15 protein-coding genes are annotated in these 18249 nt (G+C 44.6%); 8 read left to right on the top strand and 7 right to left on the bottom strand.

Features of this window, described 5'->3' with window-relative positions:
• Positions 1 to 3: 3 nt before the first annotated feature.
• Positions 4 to 864, bottom strand: a complete 861-nt coding sequence (locus tag IRJ16_RS22100; protein WP_194114056.1) for a hypothetical protein — start codon at positions 862 to 864, stop codon at positions 4 to 6.
• A 142-nt stretch (positions 865 to 1006) separates the two neighbouring features.
• Between IRJ16_RS22100 and IRJ16_RS22095 the strand changes: the two genes are divergently transcribed.
• A complete protein-coding gene (locus IRJ16_RS22095) occupies positions 1007 to 1990 on the top strand; it encodes a D-alanine--D-alanine ligase (protein WP_194114054.1) in 984 nt (327 codons plus the stop codon).
• A 223-nt stretch (positions 1991 to 2213) separates the two neighbouring features.
• Here the strand turns inward: IRJ16_RS22095 and IRJ16_RS22090 are convergent, their stop codons facing one another.
• The gene (locus IRJ16_RS22090) at positions 2214 to 2636 is read right to left on the bottom strand and encodes an acyl-CoA thioesterase (protein ID WP_194114052.1); all 423 of its coding nucleotides are present in this window, start codon (positions 2634 to 2636) and stop codon (positions 2214 to 2216) included.
• 99 nt (positions 2637 to 2735) lie between these two features.
• Between IRJ16_RS22090 and IRJ16_RS22085 the strand changes: the two genes are divergently transcribed.
• The 3 genes from IRJ16_RS22085 to IRJ16_RS22075 are packed head-to-tail and all read left to right on the top strand — an operon-like array spanning position 2736 to position 8948.
• Positions 2736 to 4973, top strand: coding sequence for a S41 family peptidase (locus IRJ16_RS22085; RefSeq protein ID WP_194114050.1), 2238 nt, complete (start codon positions 2736 to 2738; stop codon positions 4971 to 4973).
• Positions 4974 to 5030: 57 nt separating this feature from the next.
• On the top strand, positions 5031 to 6764 hold the full coding sequence (locus IRJ16_RS22080) for a S41 family peptidase (RefSeq protein ID WP_194114048.1): 1734 nt from the start codon (positions 5031 to 5033) through the stop codon (positions 6762 to 6764).
• A gap of 42 nt (positions 6765 to 6806) precedes the next feature.
• Complete coding sequence (locus IRJ16_RS22075; protein WP_194114046.1) at positions 6807 to 8948, top strand: S9 family peptidase; 2142 nt, start codon at positions 6807 to 6809, stop codon at positions 8946 to 8948.
• 479 nt (positions 8949 to 9427) lie between these two features.
• Here IRJ16_RS22075 and IRJ16_RS22070 read toward each other — a convergent pair whose 3' ends face one another.
• Positions 9428 to 9976: a 3'-5' exonuclease gene (locus IRJ16_RS22070; protein ID WP_194114044.1), complete on the bottom strand. Its 549-nt coding sequence runs from the start codon at positions 9974 to 9976 to the stop codon at positions 9428 to 9430.
• Between the two features lie 275 nt (positions 9977 to 10251).
• Here IRJ16_RS22070 and rpsO point away from each other — a divergent pair, with 275 nt between their 5' ends.
• The 4 genes from rpsO (at position 10252) to rpe (ending at position 14312) form a co-directional block, all read left to right on the top strand.
• Complete coding sequence (gene rpsO, locus IRJ16_RS22065; RefSeq protein ID WP_194114042.1) at positions 10252 to 10530, top strand: 30S ribosomal protein S15; 279 nt, start codon at positions 10252 to 10254, stop codon at positions 10528 to 10530.
• Between the two features lie 128 nt (positions 10531 to 10658).
• Positions 10659 to 12785: a polyribonucleotide nucleotidyltransferase gene (gene pnp, locus IRJ16_RS22060; protein ID WP_194114032.1), complete on the top strand. Its 2127-nt coding sequence runs from the start codon at positions 10659 to 10661 to the stop codon at positions 12783 to 12785.
• A gap of 221 nt (positions 12786 to 13006) precedes the next feature.
• Entirely contained in the window at positions 13007 to 13282 is a 276-nt protein-coding gene (locus IRJ16_RS22055; RefSeq protein ID WP_194114030.1) for a hypothetical protein, read from the top strand.
• 373 nt (positions 13283 to 13655) lie between these two features.
• Positions 13656 to 14312 carry a ribulose-phosphate 3-epimerase gene (gene rpe / locus IRJ16_RS22050; protein WP_194114028.1) on the top strand — a complete coding sequence of 219 codons (657 nt, stop codon included), beginning with the start codon at positions 13656 to 13658 and terminating at the stop codon, positions 14310 to 14312.
• Positions 14313 to 14385: 73 nt separating this feature from the next.
• Here rpe and IRJ16_RS22045 read toward each other — a convergent pair whose 3' ends face one another.
• From IRJ16_RS22045 to IRJ16_RS22030, 4 genes are all read right to left on the bottom strand, one after another.
• Positions 14386 to 14757, bottom strand: a complete 372-nt coding sequence (locus tag IRJ16_RS22045; protein ID WP_194114026.1) for a DMT family protein — start codon at positions 14755 to 14757, stop codon at positions 14386 to 14388.
• Between the two features lie 12 nt (positions 14758 to 14769).
• On the bottom strand, positions 14770 to 16248 hold the full coding sequence (locus IRJ16_RS22040) for an ArnT family glycosyltransferase (RefSeq protein ID WP_194114025.1): 1479 nt from the start codon (positions 16246 to 16248) through the stop codon (positions 14770 to 14772).
• 158 nt (positions 16249 to 16406) lie between these two features.
• On the bottom strand, positions 16407 to 17882 hold the full coding sequence (locus tag IRJ16_RS22035; protein ID WP_194114022.1) for an ATP-binding cassette domain-containing protein: 1476 nt from the start codon (positions 17880 to 17882) through the stop codon (positions 16407 to 16409).
• 50 nt (positions 17883 to 17932) lie between these two features.
• Positions 17933 to 18157: a hypothetical protein gene (locus IRJ16_RS22030; RefSeq protein WP_194114011.1), complete on the bottom strand. Its 225-nt coding sequence runs from the start codon at positions 18155 to 18157 to the stop codon at positions 17933 to 17935.
• Positions 18158 to 18249: the final 92 nt, after the last annotated feature.

The raw sequence follows: 18249 nt of genomic DNA, 5'->3' as shown, positions 1-18249 counted from the left end.
ACTTTATTTTTTTATGAGCATATAACTTCCTGAAAATTCCGTAGGGCTAAAAACATCCAGATCTGTATGATCGGGCGGAGCACCACCGAATGAGACCATCATCGGCACCGGAAAGTCTTCCCCATTAACCTTTTCTGTTGTGGGCCTGCCATTTTCCTTGATGCTGTATTTGAACTTCGTACCGCTGGTGATGCCCGTGCTAAGATACTTTAATGGGATGGCCAACTCGTAGGTGTACTGCAAATGGGAGTCAAACTTCGCTGCTGCTTTAAGGCCATCAGCGTTATAAACCGAAAGCAGCGGTTCGCTCATTGCCTTGATGCCCGATATCTCGATCTCTTTGAACATGGTCTCGACTTTCGCGTTCAGTATTCCTGCTATCGAATCTCGTTTCTGTGCAGTTGTTTTCAAGGTGTCCAGTATGTCGTTATGTAAGCCACCGGAGTTAAAGACAGAAAAACTGCTTTGCACTTTTTGGATCGACGCATCTGGTACCGGAAATCTAAATCTTACATTTGAGCTGTCACCTTTTTTGTTGCCCCCTTTAACTTTTGGCGACTCGATAGTTAGTGTGATCCCGCCATAAAGGATCTTCTTAATGGCAGTTCTGTCCTTAGCATACACTATCAAATAAAGGTTTTCAGCATCGTTGGCCATGGTATAGTGCAGGTAATTTAAACGATTATAGGCTTCGAATTTGTTCCCCCATTCGGCCATGTTGCCATCTATTTTGATATTGGACGGCGCGGGCGCCCCTTGGTTTTGAATATTGGGTTGGCTTTGCGCGCTGCTTGGCGACATGACGCATAAAAGTAATGCCAGTTGAAAAAATATCAATAGGGGCTTTAAAATTGATTTTTTCATGAATATTGGTTTAGAAAGAAGGTTTATATCAAGATCTGCTTGAAGTATAACTGTAAATTTAGTTAATAAATTGAAACTTGTATCACATCCAAATGAATTTTATAAAATTTGACATCCCACCCCAAAAAAATATCTTTGACACATGGCAACAAAAAACATCGCATTAATGGCCGGCGGTTACAGCGGCGAATACCAGGTATCGCTTAACAGCGCTAAAAATATCAAGGCCAGTTTAGATGCAACAAAATATACGGTCTACACCATTTTACTGAATAAGGACGATTGGTTTTACGAGGCCGACGGTCAAAATATCAGCATTAATAAGAATGATTTTTCGCTAACGCTGAACGGCCAGAAGATCAAATTTGATGCAGCTTTCATCACCGTGCATGGCACCCCGGGCGAGGATGGCAAACTGCAAGGCTATTTTGATATGATCGGCATCCCGTACAACACTTGCGATGCTACCACATCGGCCATCACCATGAATAAAGCTTACACCAAGGCCATTATTCATAGCATCCGTAACTTGCATACCGCTAAGTCGATGCAATTATTTGACCGTGACCTGCATGAGGTTGCGGTGATAGCCAACGCTTTAAAATTCCCGTTATTCATTAAGCCTAACAACGGCGGCAGCAGCGTAGGCATGAGCAAGGTGCACAATGTAGCCGCACTGCCCGAAGCTTTAGAGAAAGCATTTAATGAGGATAGCCAGGTATTGGTTGAGGAGTTCATCAAAGGTCGTGAGTTCAGCATTGGCATAGCCCGTTTAGATGGCCATCTGGAGGTGTTACCCGCTACCGAGATCATTACCAGCAAGGAGTTTTTTGACTACGAAGCCAAATACACCGACGGCATCACCAAAGAAGTAACCCCGGCCGACCTGTCGGCCGAGAAGAAAGAGGAGATAGCTCAAATAGTGACCGAAGTTTACCTGCGCTTGAATTGCAAAGGCATGGTCCGCATCGATTTCATCCTACAAGAAAATACTAACGATTTTTACTTCATCGAAGTGAATACCACTCCCGGCCAGTCAGCCGCGAGTTTGATCCCGCAACAAGTTAGAGCAGCAGGTATGGATGTGGGTGAGTTCTATGGGAAGCTGATAGAAGGATGCCTATAGTTTTGTTATCATTAACTCTAAAGAAAGTTTACAAAGGTTAACATAATGAAATTTGAGATTTTTTATAAGTATTTAATAATCAAATACTTATAAAAATTAAATAGGATTCAAAATTGAGCACAAGATCACGGTTGTCATTTCACTTCCCGATAGCTATCGGGGAGTTACTTCGACATTCGTATTGCCTTACTTTCACAATTGGCATTTCCGCACTCCGCATTCCTCAAATAGAATATGTCTCTATCACATCCTCGGGCACTTTAGCGCCTTTGCCGGTGGCCATATCTATCATCACGTAGTCGAAGAAGCCCTCGCAAGATATTTTATTGGTGGTTTTATTGGTGATGGTGAATGCCACTTTGCAACCCATCGCATTGATGGAGTCGATACCTGTCCTTACGGTGAAGTAATCGCCCAATAGTAGGGAACGTTTGTAGTCCACATACGCTTTACGCACTACCCAACCGAAGCCGCGCTTTAAAAAATCTTCCATCGGCATGCCATAGCAACGGTCCATTTGCTCGTAGCGGGCGGCAAGCACATAGTCAAAATACTTGCTGCTATGCACATGCTGGAACATGTCTATATCATCAGGCCTCACACGGAACTCGGTTTCGAAGGTAGCGTACTGCTGGGGGTTATCCATCAGGCAAAGATGGTAATAAACATTTGTTTAGCACAGCCGCCGATAAAAAAGTAAATTGCATTGCCACCAAACTCTAAATTCACTCGTCTTAACCCTGTCATGAAAATATATATTTTAGCATTATCTGTCCTGTTATTCGCGTCGGTAACAAGCTGGGCGCAATCGCCAAAGATCAATATCAACGGCGGTTTCGAGACCATCGACCCTAAAACTAACCTACCCATCGGCTGGCCCAATAAAGGCCCGCTGACCAGCTATAGCTTTAAGCTGGATAGCAATGTGGTGCATAGAGGTAAATATGCTGTGGCCGGTGCATCAATTGTGGATAAGCCGCAATCAGGGGCGTTCAGTCTTTGGATACCGCAAAGTTTTGTAGGTAAAGAAGTTAAGCTGTCTGCCTTTATTAAGACCGAAGATGTGAAAGATAATACCGGATTCTACATCAACACCCCCGGGCGCGGACAGGAAAATGCCGGGTACGCCAACATGGCTAACCAAAAGATAAAAGGTACTACCGATTGGAAGGAATACACCCTGACGCTAAAATACGACGAGACCAAAGCCACCGGACTTGCCGCCGGTCTGTACTTGAGCGGTACAGGCAAAGTATGGATAGATGACGTGCGCCTGTTTGTTGATGGTACGCCTATAGAGCAGGCAACTACCAAAGTGATAGAATTACCTAAGGCTTTAAAGGATACGTCATTCTCAAAAAGTTCGGGTATAGTTCTCGCTTCGGTTAGCGAGCAAGAAGTAAAGAACCTTACTCTGCTCGGGCAGGTGTGGGGATTTCTAAAGTATCACCACACGGCTATCACCAAAGGCGAACATAATATGGATGCCGAGCTGTTCCGCGTGATGCCGGGCGTGATCAAGGCTAAGGATAGTAAAGAAGCCAGTGCCGTGATAGAGCAGTGGGTAGACAAATTTGGTGTGCCCGAAAAGTGTGCCAAATGCAAGCCGTACAAGGGTAGCGATATTACGATCAAACCCGACTATGGAAGGATCTTTGATAATTCGGTGGTTAGCCCGACGTTGATCAGCAAGTTGACCTACATCCTGGATAATCGTAGCCAGGGAGAGAGTCATTACATGTCGATGATACCACAAATCGGCAACCCGGATATTACCAACGAGTTCAATTATTCGTACATGACCTATCCCGATGCGGGTTATCGTTTACTAAGTCTGTTCCGTTACTGGAATATCATCCAATACTTTTTCCCATACCGGGATATCATCGGTAGAGATTGGAACGAGGTATTGCCTGAGTTGATACCGAAATTCGCAGCTGCCCAAAATACTGCCGAATACCATTTGGCTGCGCTCACCATGATCGCCCAGATACACGACACTCACGGTAATCTGTGGAGCACCGCTATGGAGCAGCGCAAAGGGATAAATTCGGTGCCGTTCGGCGCTACGTTCGTGGAGAAAAAACTGGTGGTGACCGCTTATTATAACGACACGCTGGATGTAAAAGAGAAACTGAAGATCGGTGACGTGATCACATCTATCAACGGCGAAAAGGTAGAAGATCTGATCAAAAAATACCAGCCGATCACCGCTGCATCAAACTACGAGACGCAATTGCGTGATATGCCAAGCACTTACCTGTTGCGTACCGATAAGCCGCAATTTGATATAGTGATAGCGCGCGATGGTAAAACCATTCAGCAAAGTATCACTACCATGCCGTCAAATAAAGTAAAGGTGGTATCGCCGTTCAGTCCAGATCCTAAAATGGCGGGATACAAATTGTTGGATGATCAGATCGGCTATGTTTTCCCCGGACGATATTTTAATAAGGACTTGCCGCAGATAAAGGAACTATTCAAGAACACCAAGGGCATTGTGATAGATATGCGTTGCTATCCGTCGGAGTTTATGCCATTCACCTTTGTGCCTTATGTAAAGACAGGCAAGCAAGATGATTTTGTGAGGTTCACTTCGGGACACTTAGAGCAACCCGGACTGTTCACCATGAGCAAGCCGCTTGTAACCAAAGGGAGCAATGAGTATAAAGGCAAAGTAGTTGTGATCGTGAACGAATACAGCCAAAGCCAAGCCGAATACACTACCATGGCCTTCCAAAGTTCGGCCAATGTAAAAGTGATCGGCGGGATGACCGCCGCGGCCGATGGCAACGTGTCGCCCATTCCGCTGCCGGGCGGTTTGCGTACATTTTTCTCGGGCCTTGGTGTTTTCTATCCAAACGGCACACCAACACAGCGCGTGGGCATTAAGTTAGACGAACGGATAGACCCGACGATCGCGTGTATTAAAGCGGGCAAGGACGAATTGTTGGAGCGGGCTAAGGCGATCATTTTGGAGTAGATATTATCCAATATCAAACACTACCTTTAAAACCTAAATACATACTTACAACCTATCATGAAATTTTATGCTCTGGCTTTGTCAGCCCTGTTGCTGACGGCTATCTCTACATCGGTAAACGCACAGGATAATGTAACCAAGGCATTGTTAGATACGGCCTTTGCCAAGGGTTCTACGGTGGCCATTGCAGCCGTTAGCCCGCAGCAAGTAAAGAATTTGGCTTTACTTGGTCAGGTTTGGGGCTTTGTGAAATATCACCACTTGGCGATAGCTAAAGGTAGCTACAATATGGATGCAAAGCTTTTTGAGGTGATGCCGGCCATTATCAATGCAAAGAACGCCAAAGAAACTGCCGCCGCTATCGAAAAATGGGTGGATGGCTTTGGTGTGCCGGAGAAATGTGCCAACTGCAAACCTTATGGCGGTGATAATATCCTTATCAAGCCTAACTACGGGATGATCTTTGATAAGTCGGTAGTTGGCGCGTCGTTGGTTGCTAAACTAAAGCACATACTGGATAACCGTAATCAAGGTCCTAACCATTACATTAAACTGAACGGGAGATGGAATACGCTTAGCATTCAAAATGAATTGCCTTATACTGATATGGCTTACCCAGATGCCGGGTACCGTTTATTGACCGCTTATCGCTTTTGGAACATCATCCAATACTATTATCCTTACCGGGACATCATTGGCCAAGATTGGTCTAAAGTGTTGCCCGAACTGATCATCGACTTTGTAGCTGCCAAAGATGCGTTGGGTTATCAGTTGGCGGCAACCAAAATGGTCGCGTCAGTGAACGATGCGCACGCCGGAGTGGCCAACCCGGAAGTTGATAAGGCTAAAGGCAGTTATCTGCTGCCGATTCAGGGAAGGTTTATAGACGATAAATTTGTGATGACCGGTTATTACAATGATGTGCCTGAGATCAAAGAAAAATTAAAACTGGGCGACGTGATCACCGATATCAATGGAGTTTCAACGGTCGAGCTGGTAAAAAAGCTGTTGCCGCTCACCTCCGGGTCTAACCAAGGGAGCAAACTTCGTAACATGGCTTATTTTGATATTCTGAGGTCTAAGGGAGGGCAGGTCGAATTACGGATATTACGCGACAATAATGTGGCGACTTTTAATTTGATCAGCATGCCTAAAGAGCGCGTTAGATTTGTGCCGGTGATAGATCCGGAGCCAAATGCGTTGGGATACAGGTTGCTTGATAATAGTATCGGATACCTTAACGCGGGCAAGTATAAAAACAAAGACCTGTCGGAGATCCAGAAAATGTTCAATGACACTAAGGGTGTGATCGTAGACCTGCGTTATTACCCATCAGATGCCATGCCGGCAACTATTGCCACTTACTTAAAAACGGGCGACAATATGTATTATGCTAAATACAGTTACGGTAGCATAGCAGAGCCGGGTCTGTTTGTTTCGAGTGAAGCGGTAGGTAGGGCAGCCGAAAATCTTTACAAAGGTAAAGTGGTGGTCATTGTTGACGAGAACACGCAAAGCAGGGGTGAGTTTGCTGCTATGGCTTTTCAAAGCTCTACCAATACTACCACTATTGGCAGCACAACCGCGGGAGCGGATGGCGAGGCTATCAGGTTTGTTTTGCCGGGCGGGTTACTTGCAGCAATGACCGGACTCGGCGTGCTATATCCCGATGGTACACCTACGCAACGTGTCGGTATCAAAATAGATGAAGTAGTTAAACCGACCATCGAGGGCATCAGGGCAGGTAAGGATGAATTGTTAGAACGGGCAAAGGAGATAATTTTGAAATAACTTTAACTACATTTACAAATACCATCTCAATATCCTTATTTCATGAAAAAAGCAGCCGTCATTATTTGTGCCGCTATATTAGCGGTTTCTTGTAAACAAAATACCGAAAGACAGATGTATAAATGGCCCGATGCCAAGGCTCCCGTAGCCGAAATTAAGCCGCACACCCGCGCCATTCATGGCGATACTGTGATCGATAATTACTATTGGATGATCGACTACTTCGCCAAAGGTCCGGATAGTACCAAAGTGGTAGACTACCTAAAGGCTGAGAATGCCTACACCGACACCATGATGAGCGGTACCAAAAAGTTCCGGGAGAATCTGTTTACCGAGATGAAGGCGCGTATCAAGGAGAAGGATGAATCGGTACCTGTGTTTAAGAACGGATACTTCTATTACACCCGCACCGAGGATGGTAAAGAATACTATAAATATTGCCGCAAAAAAGGTAGTCTTGACGCTCCGGAAGAGATACTGCTGGACGTGGATAAAGAAGCCGAAGGCCATGCTTACTATTCAGCAAGCGGTTTCAGTATAAGTCCGGATAATAAGTTGTTGGCTTTTGGGGTAGATAAGGTATCCCGCCGTCAGTACACCATCTACGTGAAGAATTTGGAGACCGGCGAAATTCTTAAAGACGCTATCGCCAATACCGAAGGGCAAGCCGTTTGGGCAAATGATAACCAAACGCTCTTCTACACGTCAAAAAATCCGGTGACCTTGCTGTCCGAAAAGATCAAGCGTCATAAGCTGGGTTCTACTGCAGCCGACGCGGTGGTTTATGAGGAAAAGGATAAGTCTAACTATATCGGGTTGGATAGGGCTAAGTCGGGTAAGTTCATCTTTATTTATTCGAGCGCGACCATGTCATCTGAGATAAGTTTTGTTGATGCAAATACGCCGGATGCTCCGTTCAAGGTATTTGCACCGAGGATGAAAGATGTATTATATGAGGTTGCCGCTATTGATGATAAATTTCTGATCCGTACCAACCAGAACGCCAAGAACTTTAAATTGGTGGAATGTCCGCTGGATAAGACCGGCGCTGAAAACTGGAAAGATGTGATCCCGCATCGCGCCGATGTACTATTAGAAGGAGTGGAGGAATTTAAAGACCACATTGTAGTGGTCGAGCGTAAAAACGGGCTGAAGCAATTCCGTATCCGCGATAATTCCGATAAAGAGCATTACTTAGAGTTTGAAGAAGCTGCTTACAACGCGGGCATAGGCGCAAACCCCGAATATGTTAGCAAGACCTTGCGTTATAACTATACCTCGCTCACCACGCCGTCAACCGTGTATGATTACAATGTAGACACGCATGAGAAGAAACAAATGAAGCAGCAAGAGGTATTGGGCGGCTACGATCCTAAACAATACACCACCGAACGCTTGTACGCTACCGCTACCGACGGTATCAAAGTGCCGATATCGCTGGTTTACAAGAATGGTTTCGAGAAGAACGGTAAAGCACCGTTGTTGCTTTATGCCTATGGATCTTATGGTTCAAGTATGGATGCCGGTTTTAGCAGTTCGCGTTTAAGTTTGCTTGATCGTGGTTTTGTCTTCGCCATTGCGCATATCCGCGGCGGACAGGAGATGGGCCGCCAATGGTACGAAGATGGTAAGCTGATGAAAAAGAAGAATACTTTCACCGACTTCATCGACTGTGGTAAATACCTGATCGATCAACAATACACCACTAAACAACATTTGTACGCCCAAGGTGGCAGCGCGGGTGGCCTACTAATGGGTGCGGTGGCTAACATGGCACCAGACCAATGGCATGGTGTTATTGCGCAGGTACCATTCGTTGACGTTGTGAACACCATGCTTGATGAAAGCATCCCATTAACCACTAACGAATTTGACGAGTGGGGTAACCCAAAGAACGCCGATGCTTATGCATACATGAAAAGCTACTCGCCTTACGAGAACGTGGAGAAGAAAGCTTACCCCAATATGTTGGTGACCACCGGCCTGCACGATAGCCAGGTGCAATACTTTGAGCCTGCCAAATGGGTAGCCAAACTCCGTACTATGAAAACCGATAAGAACGTACTTATGCTGCACACCAATATGGAATTTGGCCACGGTGGCGCGTCGGGCAGATTCGATTATTTAAAGGATGTGGCGTTGGAGTATGGGTTTTTGTTCGCGCTGGAGGGGATCTCTAAGTAAAAAGTAAAAAGTAAAAAGTAAAAAGTAAAAAGTAAAAATTTGTCATTGCGAGGAGCGAAGGGCAGGGCTTGTGCGACAGGGCGACGTGGCAATCTCAGAGGCAGGTCCTCGTGGTAGGTCCGCATGGCATGTCCTCGTTGCATGTCCTCTAAGATTGCCGCACTACGCTCGCAATGACAAGGGTTTTTCATAGCACAGACCGCTTAACCTAAACCCGATCGGCGGGAAAGCTTTTGCAGAAGCGCTGGGCGTGGTGGGAGAGGGCAAAACTTGGACAGAGAGCGGGGCTACCGGGGGCGATGAAATACTGAACGCTCATTTTCAAAATGAACTTTACGTGATTCTATCAAGGAATGCCAAATTTAAAAAAGGCCTAAAAGGATAACCATTCCAAAAATTTGGAATTGTTATGATCAACAGGAAATTGTTCTTTGAGCATTGCCTGCTAACCGACCGGTTGCAGTGCATGGAGAGGTTAGTTAACCTGCTAACAGATCGGACAGGATCTTGGCGATGTTTTTGGCGTCATCCACACCACGATGGTGGGTACCTTCTAACGGTAATTTTAGCATGCGCAACGCGCCCGCCATGCCAATGGCTTTTTGTAAGCCATACACTTCAGAAAAAAGTACTTTAACATTTATGTGATGGTTGGACATGGGGTATCGTACGCCAAATTTTTGACATTGTTCCTTTAGCATGGATCGGTCGTAAACACCGTAGCTGGCCCAGGTAAGCTGCTTTGAGCCATACTCTTTTTCAAGGATACCGCAAGCCTCGGCTAAGGAGATGCCGTGTTCATCAACCATTTGCGGCGTGATGGAGGTAAGTTTGGTGCAGAACGGGCTGATCTTGGACTTGACGGGTTTGACCAAGATGCCATCGCTGGCGGTAATCTTGCCGGTTACGGTGTTCAGTTTACAGATGCCGATCTCTATGATCTCACTGTGTTGTTTTTGATGTTCGCCATCATTCTCCCAGCACGTGGCTTCCAGGTCGATAATAATGACTTCGTTGGTAGTTTCCATAATTGTATATCATTTATTTGTTTTAAAAGCGCCGGTTTATTCCGGTGCTCAACTATAATATACAAAAAATAATGGGAATTTAAAACACATTGCAACGGTGTAAGCATTACGCACTAATCACTAATCACTAATCACTAATCACTAATCACTAATCACTAATCACTAATCACTAATCACTAATCACTAATCACTAACCTCCCTTGTATATTCCAAACACTATCGTTACCTTTGCGCCACAATTAACAAAAGTTATACGCTTTAATACTATTCAAGTAATGTATCTAAGTACCGAGTACAAGAAGGAGATCTTCGCAAAACACGGCGGCAGCGAAACCAACACTGGTTCAACCGAAGCACAAGTTGCTTTATTTACTGCCCGCATCGCACACTTAACTGGCCACTTAAAGAAAAACAAGAAAGATTTTTCTACCCAGTTATCACTGCAAAAATTAGTAGGTAAACGCCGCGGTTTGTTGGCTTACCTATACAAAAAAGACATTGAGAGGTATCGTGCTATCATCAAAGCTTTATCGCTGAGGGATATCATCAAATAAGCTTATCGAGTTTTTACAAAAAAAGCCGTTCGTTCATCGAATGGCTTTTTTACTTTGTCCGCTACAATTTTTCAAAATAAAAACCGCTGCACCCCTAAAGACGAAAGGTGTGGCATAACGCAAAAACAATGAGTTTAAATGTAATTAAAAAGGTTATCGACCTTGGCGATGGACGCACCATCGAGATCGAGACTGGTAAGCTGGCCAAACAAGCGCACGGTTCGGTAGTAGTTAAAATGGGTGACACCATGCTATTAGCTACTGTTGTATCATCGTTCGAGGCTAAAGAAGGCGTTGATTTCCTTCCGCTTTCTGTTGACTACCAGGAGAAATACGCTGCAACAGGCCGTATCCCGGGTGGTTTCTTACGTCGCGAGGCCCGTTTGTCAGACTATGAGGTTTTGATCTCTCGTTTGGTAGACCGTGCTTTGCGCCCATTATTCCCTGAAGATTATCATGCTGATACCCAAGTGATGATCTCACTTATCTCAGCTGACAAAGATATTATGCCTGACGCGCTTGCGGGTTTGGCAGCATCAGCAGCATTGTCTGTTTCTGATATCCCTTTCAACGGTCCTATTTCTGAAGTACGTGTAGCTAAGATCGATGGCCAATTGGTGATCAATCCTAAAATGAGCGATCTTTCTCGTGCTACTTTAGAGTTTATCGTTGCCGGTTCTGAATTTGACATCAACATGGTTGAAGGTCAGTGCGACGAGATCCAGGAAGCTGAAATGGTTGAGGCGATCAAATTTGCGCACACAGCTATCAAGCATCATTGCTTGATCCAACGTGAGTTGACCATTGAGACCGGTAAGACCGAAAAACGTGTTTACAGCCACGAGCACAGCAACGAGGACTTGAAAAAAGCCATCTACGCTGCTACTTACGATCAGGTTTATGCTATCGCTTCTTCTGCTTCGGGCAAAGACGAGCGCGGTGCTAAATTTAAAGAAGTACGTGATACCTATATCAAAACCTTAGGCGAGATAGATGATATCACCAAGTCCTTAGCTAAAAAATACTACCATGATGTAGAGTACGACGCTATCCGTAACCTGGTATTAGACGAAGGTAAACGTTTAGATGGACGTAAAACTACAGAGATACGCCCTATCTGGAGCGAAGTAGGTTACTTACCTGCTGCTCACGGTTCTGCCGTATTTACCCGTGGCGAGACCCAGGCTTTGACCACCGTTACCTTAGGCGCTAAGGACGATGAGCAAATGATCGATGGTGCGTTCATCAACGGTTATCAAAAATTCTTATTACACTACAACTTCCCTGGTTTCTCAACCGGTGAGGTTCGTCCTAACAGAGGTGCGGGCCGTCGCGAGATCGGTCACGGTAACCTGGCTATGCGTTCGTTAAAGCAAGTATTGCCTGCTGACGATGAGAACCCATACACTATCCGTATCGTTTCTGATATCCTGGAGTCTAACGGCTCATCATCAATGGCTACCGTTTGCGCGGGTACATTAGCTTTGATGGATGCCGGTATCAAGATCAAAGAACCTGTATCAGGTATCGCCATGGGCTTGATCACTAACGAAATGGGTACCAAATACGCTATCCTTTCTGACATCCTTGGTGACGAGGATCACTTAGGTGATATGGACTTTAAAGTAACAGGTACTAAAAATGGTATCGTTGCTTGCCAAATGGACCTTAAGATCAATGGTCTTTCTTATGATGTTTTGGCTAAAGCCTTAGATCAAGCTAAAGAAGGTCGTTTACATATCTTGGGCGAGATGGCTAAAACCATCGAAGCCCCACGTGAAGATTACAAACCACATGCTCCGCGTATCGTTACCATCCGTATCGATAAAGAGTATATCGGTGCCGTAATTGGTCCCGGTGGTAAGATCATACAGGAAATGCAACGCGAGACCGGTGCTACCATCTCTATCGAGGAAGTTGGCAACCAGGGTGTTGTTCAAATCTTTGCTGATGACAAAGCCGCTATCGACGCTGCTGTAGGCCGTATCAAAGCTATCGCGATGAAACCTGAGGTTGGCGAAACTTACGAAGGTAAAGTTCGTTCGATCATGCCTTTCGGCGCGTTCATCGAGATCATGCCGGGTAAAGACGGTCTGTTGCACATCTCTGAGATAGATCACAAACGTATCGAGACCATGGACGGCGTGTTCGAAATTGGCGAGATCGTTAAAGTGAAATTGTTAGAGATCGACAAACAAGGTAAATTCAAACTTTCTCGCAAGGTACTATTGCCTCGCCCTGAGAAAAAAGACTAATAAAGGTTAAAGGCGAGAGGTAAAAGGTGAAAGGTTTTATAACCTTTTGCCTTTGTCCTTTTACCTTCCACCTCAAAGCAAGCCCCTGCAAAAGGGGCTTTTTTAGTTTTTTATAAAAAATGTCAAAAAATTAAAACAAAATCACTTTTTTTATATTCCCTTAATTAGACAATAGGACCAGATACTGAATATTTGTTAATTAAGCGCGCGCTCTACCTTCTATGACGTCTCATACTACCGATGATCCTTTAGACTTTCTCAACCACCAGGTTACGGGAATGTATGTGTCGTCGCAAACGGACCTGATACAGGCGCTGCTGTACGAGATCATCCGCGTGAAGGAATTAATAAAATACTACGAAGATATTCCCAACGGTGCCGGAGCCCTCGGCGCATCCATCCTGACGGAACTGGTTACCGAAGCTTATAATTCCCTTGTGAATTACGATACCGAGCTGATCCGTAAGTATTACGATCTGCTGCAAAATTGTGATTGATGCCCCCTAACCCCCTGAAGGGGGAATGGATCTCGATCACAGTATATCAAATCAGATGTCGAGATGAACCGGAAATAAACTTTCTTCTCTGGCATTGGAAGCCACCGGGAACTACTGGCCTTGCCACGCACAAATCTTTCGTAGGCGAGTTACATAGCCGGGAGTTTTCTTTTTGGTTCTTTTTCTTTTGCGGAAAACGGCGTTGCCCTCTTGAGTGCCTTTAAAAAACAATTAACACGCGAAAAAAGAAAAAGAACATCCACTGACAATAATATAGCAAACCGCTATCCTAATGAAATGCCGACTTTGATAATAGCGCAAACAAACTAACCGGCTATTCTTTTATATTTGCCAGACATCATCAAAAGAAACTATGAGCCATAAAGTAGCCCCATCCGTATTATCTGCCGATTTTGCCAACCTGCAACGCGACGTTGAGATGATCAACAACAGCGCGGCCGACTGGTTCCATGTAGACATTATGGACGGTCATTTTGTGCCTAATATATCTTTTGGTTTCCCGGTGGTAAAGGCCATCAAAAAGTGGGCTACAAAGCCGCTGGATGTGCACTTGATGATCACCGATCCGGACCGTTATCTAAAAGACTTTAAAGATGCCGGTGCAGACCATATTACTGTACATTTGGAGGCTTGTGTGCATCTGCACCGCACTATTCAGGCTATTAAAGCTTTGGGATGCTTAGCGGGCGTAGCGATCAATCCGCATACCCCTGTTGCTTTGTTAGCAGATATCGTTGCCGATATCGACCTGGTGATCATCATGTCGGTAAATCCCGGCTTTGGTGGTCAGGCGTTCATTGAACATACTTATAAGAAAGTGGCGGAGCTGAAGGCTTTAGCTGATGAATACAACCCTGATATGATCATTGAGATCGACGGTGGTGTAACACTTGATAACGCTGCCAAACTGGTAGCCGCAGGAGCAACGTCCCTGATCGCAGGTAATTTTGTGTTTAATGCGGAAGATCAGGTAGGGACTATAGCCGCTTTAAAGAAGGTAACAGGTTAACGGCCAAAGGTCAAAGGAGAGTATCGGTTACAAAAAATCTTTCGCCTTTTACCTTTCTTCTTTAACCTACTCATCACCATTTCTTAAATATCACGAATACCGCCAACACGATCAGTCCAAAACCTACCAAATGATTCCACCCGAATTTTTCGGTCTTAAAAAAGATAATACTGAAGATCATAAAGATGGTTAGCGTAATGGCTTCCTGAATGGTCTTTAATTGTACCAAAGTGAACGGTCCGCCGTCGCCTTTAAAGCCAGCTTTGTTGGCCGGTACTTGAAAAACGTATTCAAAGAAAGCTAATCCCCAGCTGATCATGATGATCGATATCAGCCCAAGGTTTTTGCCCCATTCGTAATCCTTAAATTTGAGATGCCCGTACCAGGCAAAGGTCATAAAGGTGTTGGATATAATGAGGAAGATTATGGTCTTTAGTCCGCGCATGGGGTGTTGAAATTATTGTAGTCTTTTCTTAGCTAATTCTTTATTGTACCTCTCGAATAAGACCGGCTTGGGGTCGGTGTACAGGTAGATCTGCGTACCCTTTTCGCGAGCAAGGGAATCGGTTACTTCGCCCATTTTTTGCATTGAGCCAAAAGCTTTTTCCAATTCGTCGCCTTCTTCGTCTACATAGATGAAATACTTAAACTTTAAGGTATCCGGAGCCCATAGCGTAAAGCTGCTGTTTAAGCTGATGACCTGCGGCAGCTTGTACTTGTCTTTAAACTGATGCAGCGCTCCAGCTTCGCCATAGTTTCCGGCGAATAGGATAGTCTCCTTTTGCTGTTCAGGAGTTAGGCTATGATATGCCTGCGCCGCTTTCTGCGCCATTTCTTCCCAGCCGAACATATCTGCATAATCCTGCGTTAGTGGATGTTTCTTCTGGTCCTCCCATGTTACCGCAAAATCGAAGAAACCTAATCTATCTACCGATCTGAACCATCCCAAAGTTGGGCCGATGGGGAACACCGGTAAAAGTAGAGGCAGGAATATTAGGTTAGGCATGATCAGTAATGTCGCTATAGATGTACGAACAAACGGCCTTGCTGTACGCAGCAACTGCTCAAGCGCGAAACCACCCGCTGCAAACAACATTGGATAAGCGCCAAAAAGGTAATATGCTTTACCGTGCATCACCACCAAAAAAGCAAATACAAATATATAGGCGAAAGCAAGGAATTGATAGTTACGCAAGCGGAAGGAGAATATCAGATAAACAAAGCCCGTCAGCCAAATAAACAAGCCCATACCGTTTACTAAAAGTTGTTGCTTGTAAAAATCGGTTGGGTCGACATAGTCCAACTGTTGTTCTTTCAATTCGCGCATATGCGTAAGTACCGGGAAATGATGAATTACCTGCCAGATCACATTCGGTAGAAAGATAACTATAGCTATTCCAACAGCGATTAGTATATGCTTGTTAAATAGTAATTTACGCTGCTTGCTGATCAGTAACCCTGCTAACAGCGAGAAGGCGAAGAAAGCCATACTATACTTGGTCAGCATACCTAATCCTACGGCAATGCTCAGCCAATAAAGGTATTTAGGCTGTTTACTATTCACATATTTAACCAGTAACCAAACAGATATTACCCACCAAAACTGATCGAACACGACAGGCTGAAAAAGATATTGGCTGGCCATAAACGCAGGCGCGAATATCATGGATAGGCAAGCGATCGATATGGCGAATTTCCGTCCGCCAAATTCAACCACCATTTTGCCGGTCAACCAAATGATCAGTGCGCCAAATAGTGTGGAGAATACCCTCGCTGCAAATACAGACGTCCCGAACAATGTTTTTGTAAGAAAGGCGAGTACCGCGATGAACGGCGGCACCTCTTTATAGCCCCAATCCAAATGATCGGCCAAAACCAAGTGCAATAATTCATCGCGATGGAAACCGAAATGCGGCATCGCGAAAAGGTTCAGCACGATCTTTATCGTGCAAAAACATAATATTAGCCAGTTATAGTTAGTTCGGTTCCCGGATATCATGAGAAATGTATCGTCGTTAAATATAACGAATTACCGCTCAGATAATGCTACCAACAAAAACAAACAGATCTCCGCCAGTTACCCTTAGTGCGGCACTAATGGCATTCGATCACTTTGCCTTCTGCGAGTTTTAAAATATGATCAATGCTGTCGGGCAGATGCTCCTGATAATGTGTTACGTAGACAATTGTGATATTTGTGTCGCGGCAAATAGTATCGATCAAGCCTTTAAAATGAGCTACCTGGGTTGCATCCATGCCTTGGGTAGGTTCGTCAAGTATTAAAAGGGTAGGGCATTTGATCATCGCCCGGGCCAAAAGGCACAACCTTTGCGCACTTGTTGGAATGTTCTTTAAGAGATGTCGGGCATATTTTTCTATGCCTAATAATCTCATCCAAGCTAACGCCTGTATTACTTTTTTAGGGTCTGACGGGCGGAACAGCCCCATGGTATCATAATATCCCGATTCGATCGTGTGCAAGCAACTACTATCTCCCGGAAAATACTGAAATAGCTCAGGCGATATAAAACCCGTGCGTTTTTTAATATCCCAGATACTTTCTCCGGTTCCGCGTTTTCTGTCGAAAAGTATCATATCGTTAGCGTAGGCTTGCGGGTTGTCTCCATTGATCAAGCTAAGCAAAGTTGATTTGCCTGCGCCGTTAGGGCCAAGCAAAGCCCAGCGTTGCCCCTGTCTAACTTCCCAGTTGATGTTGCTTAATACCTGTTTTTCGCCATATTTAATGTTAACGTTTTGCATGTTAACGATGTGCTGATAAGGATCGACAGGGTATTTGTCTAACAAGCCGCTCAGGTCGGTCCGCTGTATCGGTAGTGGATCGGTTATTGATCGATTGGCATTAAAGTCAACACTGTTATAAAGTGTAATGCTGTTATTGGCAAGTAGCGCGACTTTTGAAACGATGGTAGGTATCTCGCTACTACTTGTGCTTATCACTATCGTTATCCCGGTGGCGGCTATCTGAGTTAAGATCTGGTCGAAATTTGCCCGGGTATCTGCATCCAATCCATTCAATGGTGCATCTAAAAGCAATAGCTGAGGTCCATTTAAAAGCGCTGATGCTAACATCAGCCGCTTGGCCTCTCCGTTAGAAAGTTTAATGAGATGTTTTTGGGTTAAGCATCTTAGGTTTAGCAGGTCAATGGTTCGTTCAAATGTCCAGTAGGTATCTAAGGGCGCAGATCGGGCTATGGTTTGCAAATGATCCTCAACAGTAAGCGCATCTTCAGAGTCGGCTGAATTGTAGCGTTGCTGATAATACAGATCTGTAGTATTAGACAGGTTGCGAAAATGGTGGGTAGCAGCAACCAAAGCAGTAAAGGTCTTGTTGCCGTTTGCCGGGATGTCGGCAAAATTACGAAGGATATATCCTTTACTTGGCTGAATATCGCCTGCAATTGCGTTGAGTAAAGTTGTTTTACCAGAACCTGCTGCGCCAACAATGGCTAAATGTTGACTTTGAAAGATCTTAAGATCAACATTATTTAAGACCGGATCATTGGATCGACCCAAATCAACCTGGGAGAATGTTAGAAGGAGGTTTGACATATACTTGCAACTCGTAAAAGTAAGTTACTCATATATGCCAAACAAGCTTTTTAAGCTGTACGTTTTAACGCTTGTGTTTCAGCGGCGATAGTAATGTTCTTTTTGTTCAAACGATTCCAGCCTTCAAAATCAAGAAGTGGGCCTGCTACCACATTTTTGCAAGTTTTATTAGGGCATTTTATCTCCCAACCTTTCTTGCCCTGATCAACAACAGGTCTTTCATTGCATTTTATGCAATTTTCACAAAAAATATTGGGTTGTATTTCGTAACTCATAATTTATTAGTATATGTCTTTCGAATGCCTTAATATTGGTAGATATTGCAAAGGTATTAAAAGTTTAGTTTGATGGATGGACACAATTTTAA

Source organism: Mucilaginibacter myungsuensis, assembly GCF_015222005.1.
GTDB lineage: Bacteria > Bacteroidota > Bacteroidia > Sphingobacteriales > Sphingobacteriaceae > Mucilaginibacter > Mucilaginibacter myungsuensis.
This window is presented reverse-complemented; position numbering and strand designations above follow the sequence as displayed.

Coding starts and splice junctions, on each gene's coding strand:
- IRJ16_RS22100 (WP_194114056.1), bottom strand. CDS start 864: ATGAAAAAATCAATTTTAAAGCCCCTATTGATATTTTTTCAACTGGCA.
- IRJ16_RS22095 (WP_194114054.1), top strand. CDS start 1,007: ATGGCAACAAAAAACATCGCATTAATGGCCGGCGGTTACAGCGGCGAA.
- IRJ16_RS22090 (WP_194114052.1), bottom strand. CDS start 2,636: ATGGATAACCCCCAGCAGTACGCTACCTTCGAAACCGAGTTCCGTGTG.
- IRJ16_RS22085 (WP_194114050.1), top strand. CDS start 2,736: ATGAAAATATATATTTTAGCATTATCTGTCCTGTTATTCGCGTCGGTA.
- IRJ16_RS22080 (WP_194114048.1), top strand. CDS start 5,031: ATGAAATTTTATGCTCTGGCTTTGTCAGCCCTGTTGCTGACGGCTATC.
- IRJ16_RS22075 (WP_194114046.1), top strand. CDS start 6,807: ATGAAAAAAGCAGCCGTCATTATTTGTGCCGCTATATTAGCGGTTTCT.
- IRJ16_RS22070 (WP_194114044.1), bottom strand. CDS start 9,976: ATGGAAACTACCAACGAAGTCATTATTATCGACCTGGAAGCCACGTGC.
- rpsO (WP_194114042.1), top strand. CDS start 10,252: ATGTATCTAAGTACCGAGTACAAGAAGGAGATCTTCGCAAAACACGGC.
- pnp (WP_194114032.1), top strand. CDS start 10,659: ATGAGTTTAAATGTAATTAAAAAGGTTATCGACCTTGGCGATGGACGC.
- IRJ16_RS22055 (WP_194114030.1), top strand. CDS start 13,007: ATGACGTCTCATACTACCGATGATCCTTTAGACTTTCTCAACCACCAG.
- rpe (WP_194114028.1), top strand. CDS start 13,656: ATGAGCCATAAAGTAGCCCCATCCGTATTATCTGCCGATTTTGCCAAC.
- IRJ16_RS22045 (WP_194114026.1), bottom strand. CDS start 14,757: ATGCGCGGACTAAAGACCATAATCTTCCTCATTATATCCAACACCTTT.
- IRJ16_RS22035 (WP_194114022.1), bottom strand. CDS start 17,882: ATGTCAAACCTCCTTCTAACATTCTCCCAGGTTGATTTGGGTCGATCC.
- IRJ16_RS22030 (WP_194114011.1), bottom strand. CDS start 18,157: ATGAGTTACGAAATACAACCCAATATTTTTTGTGAAAATTGCATAAAA.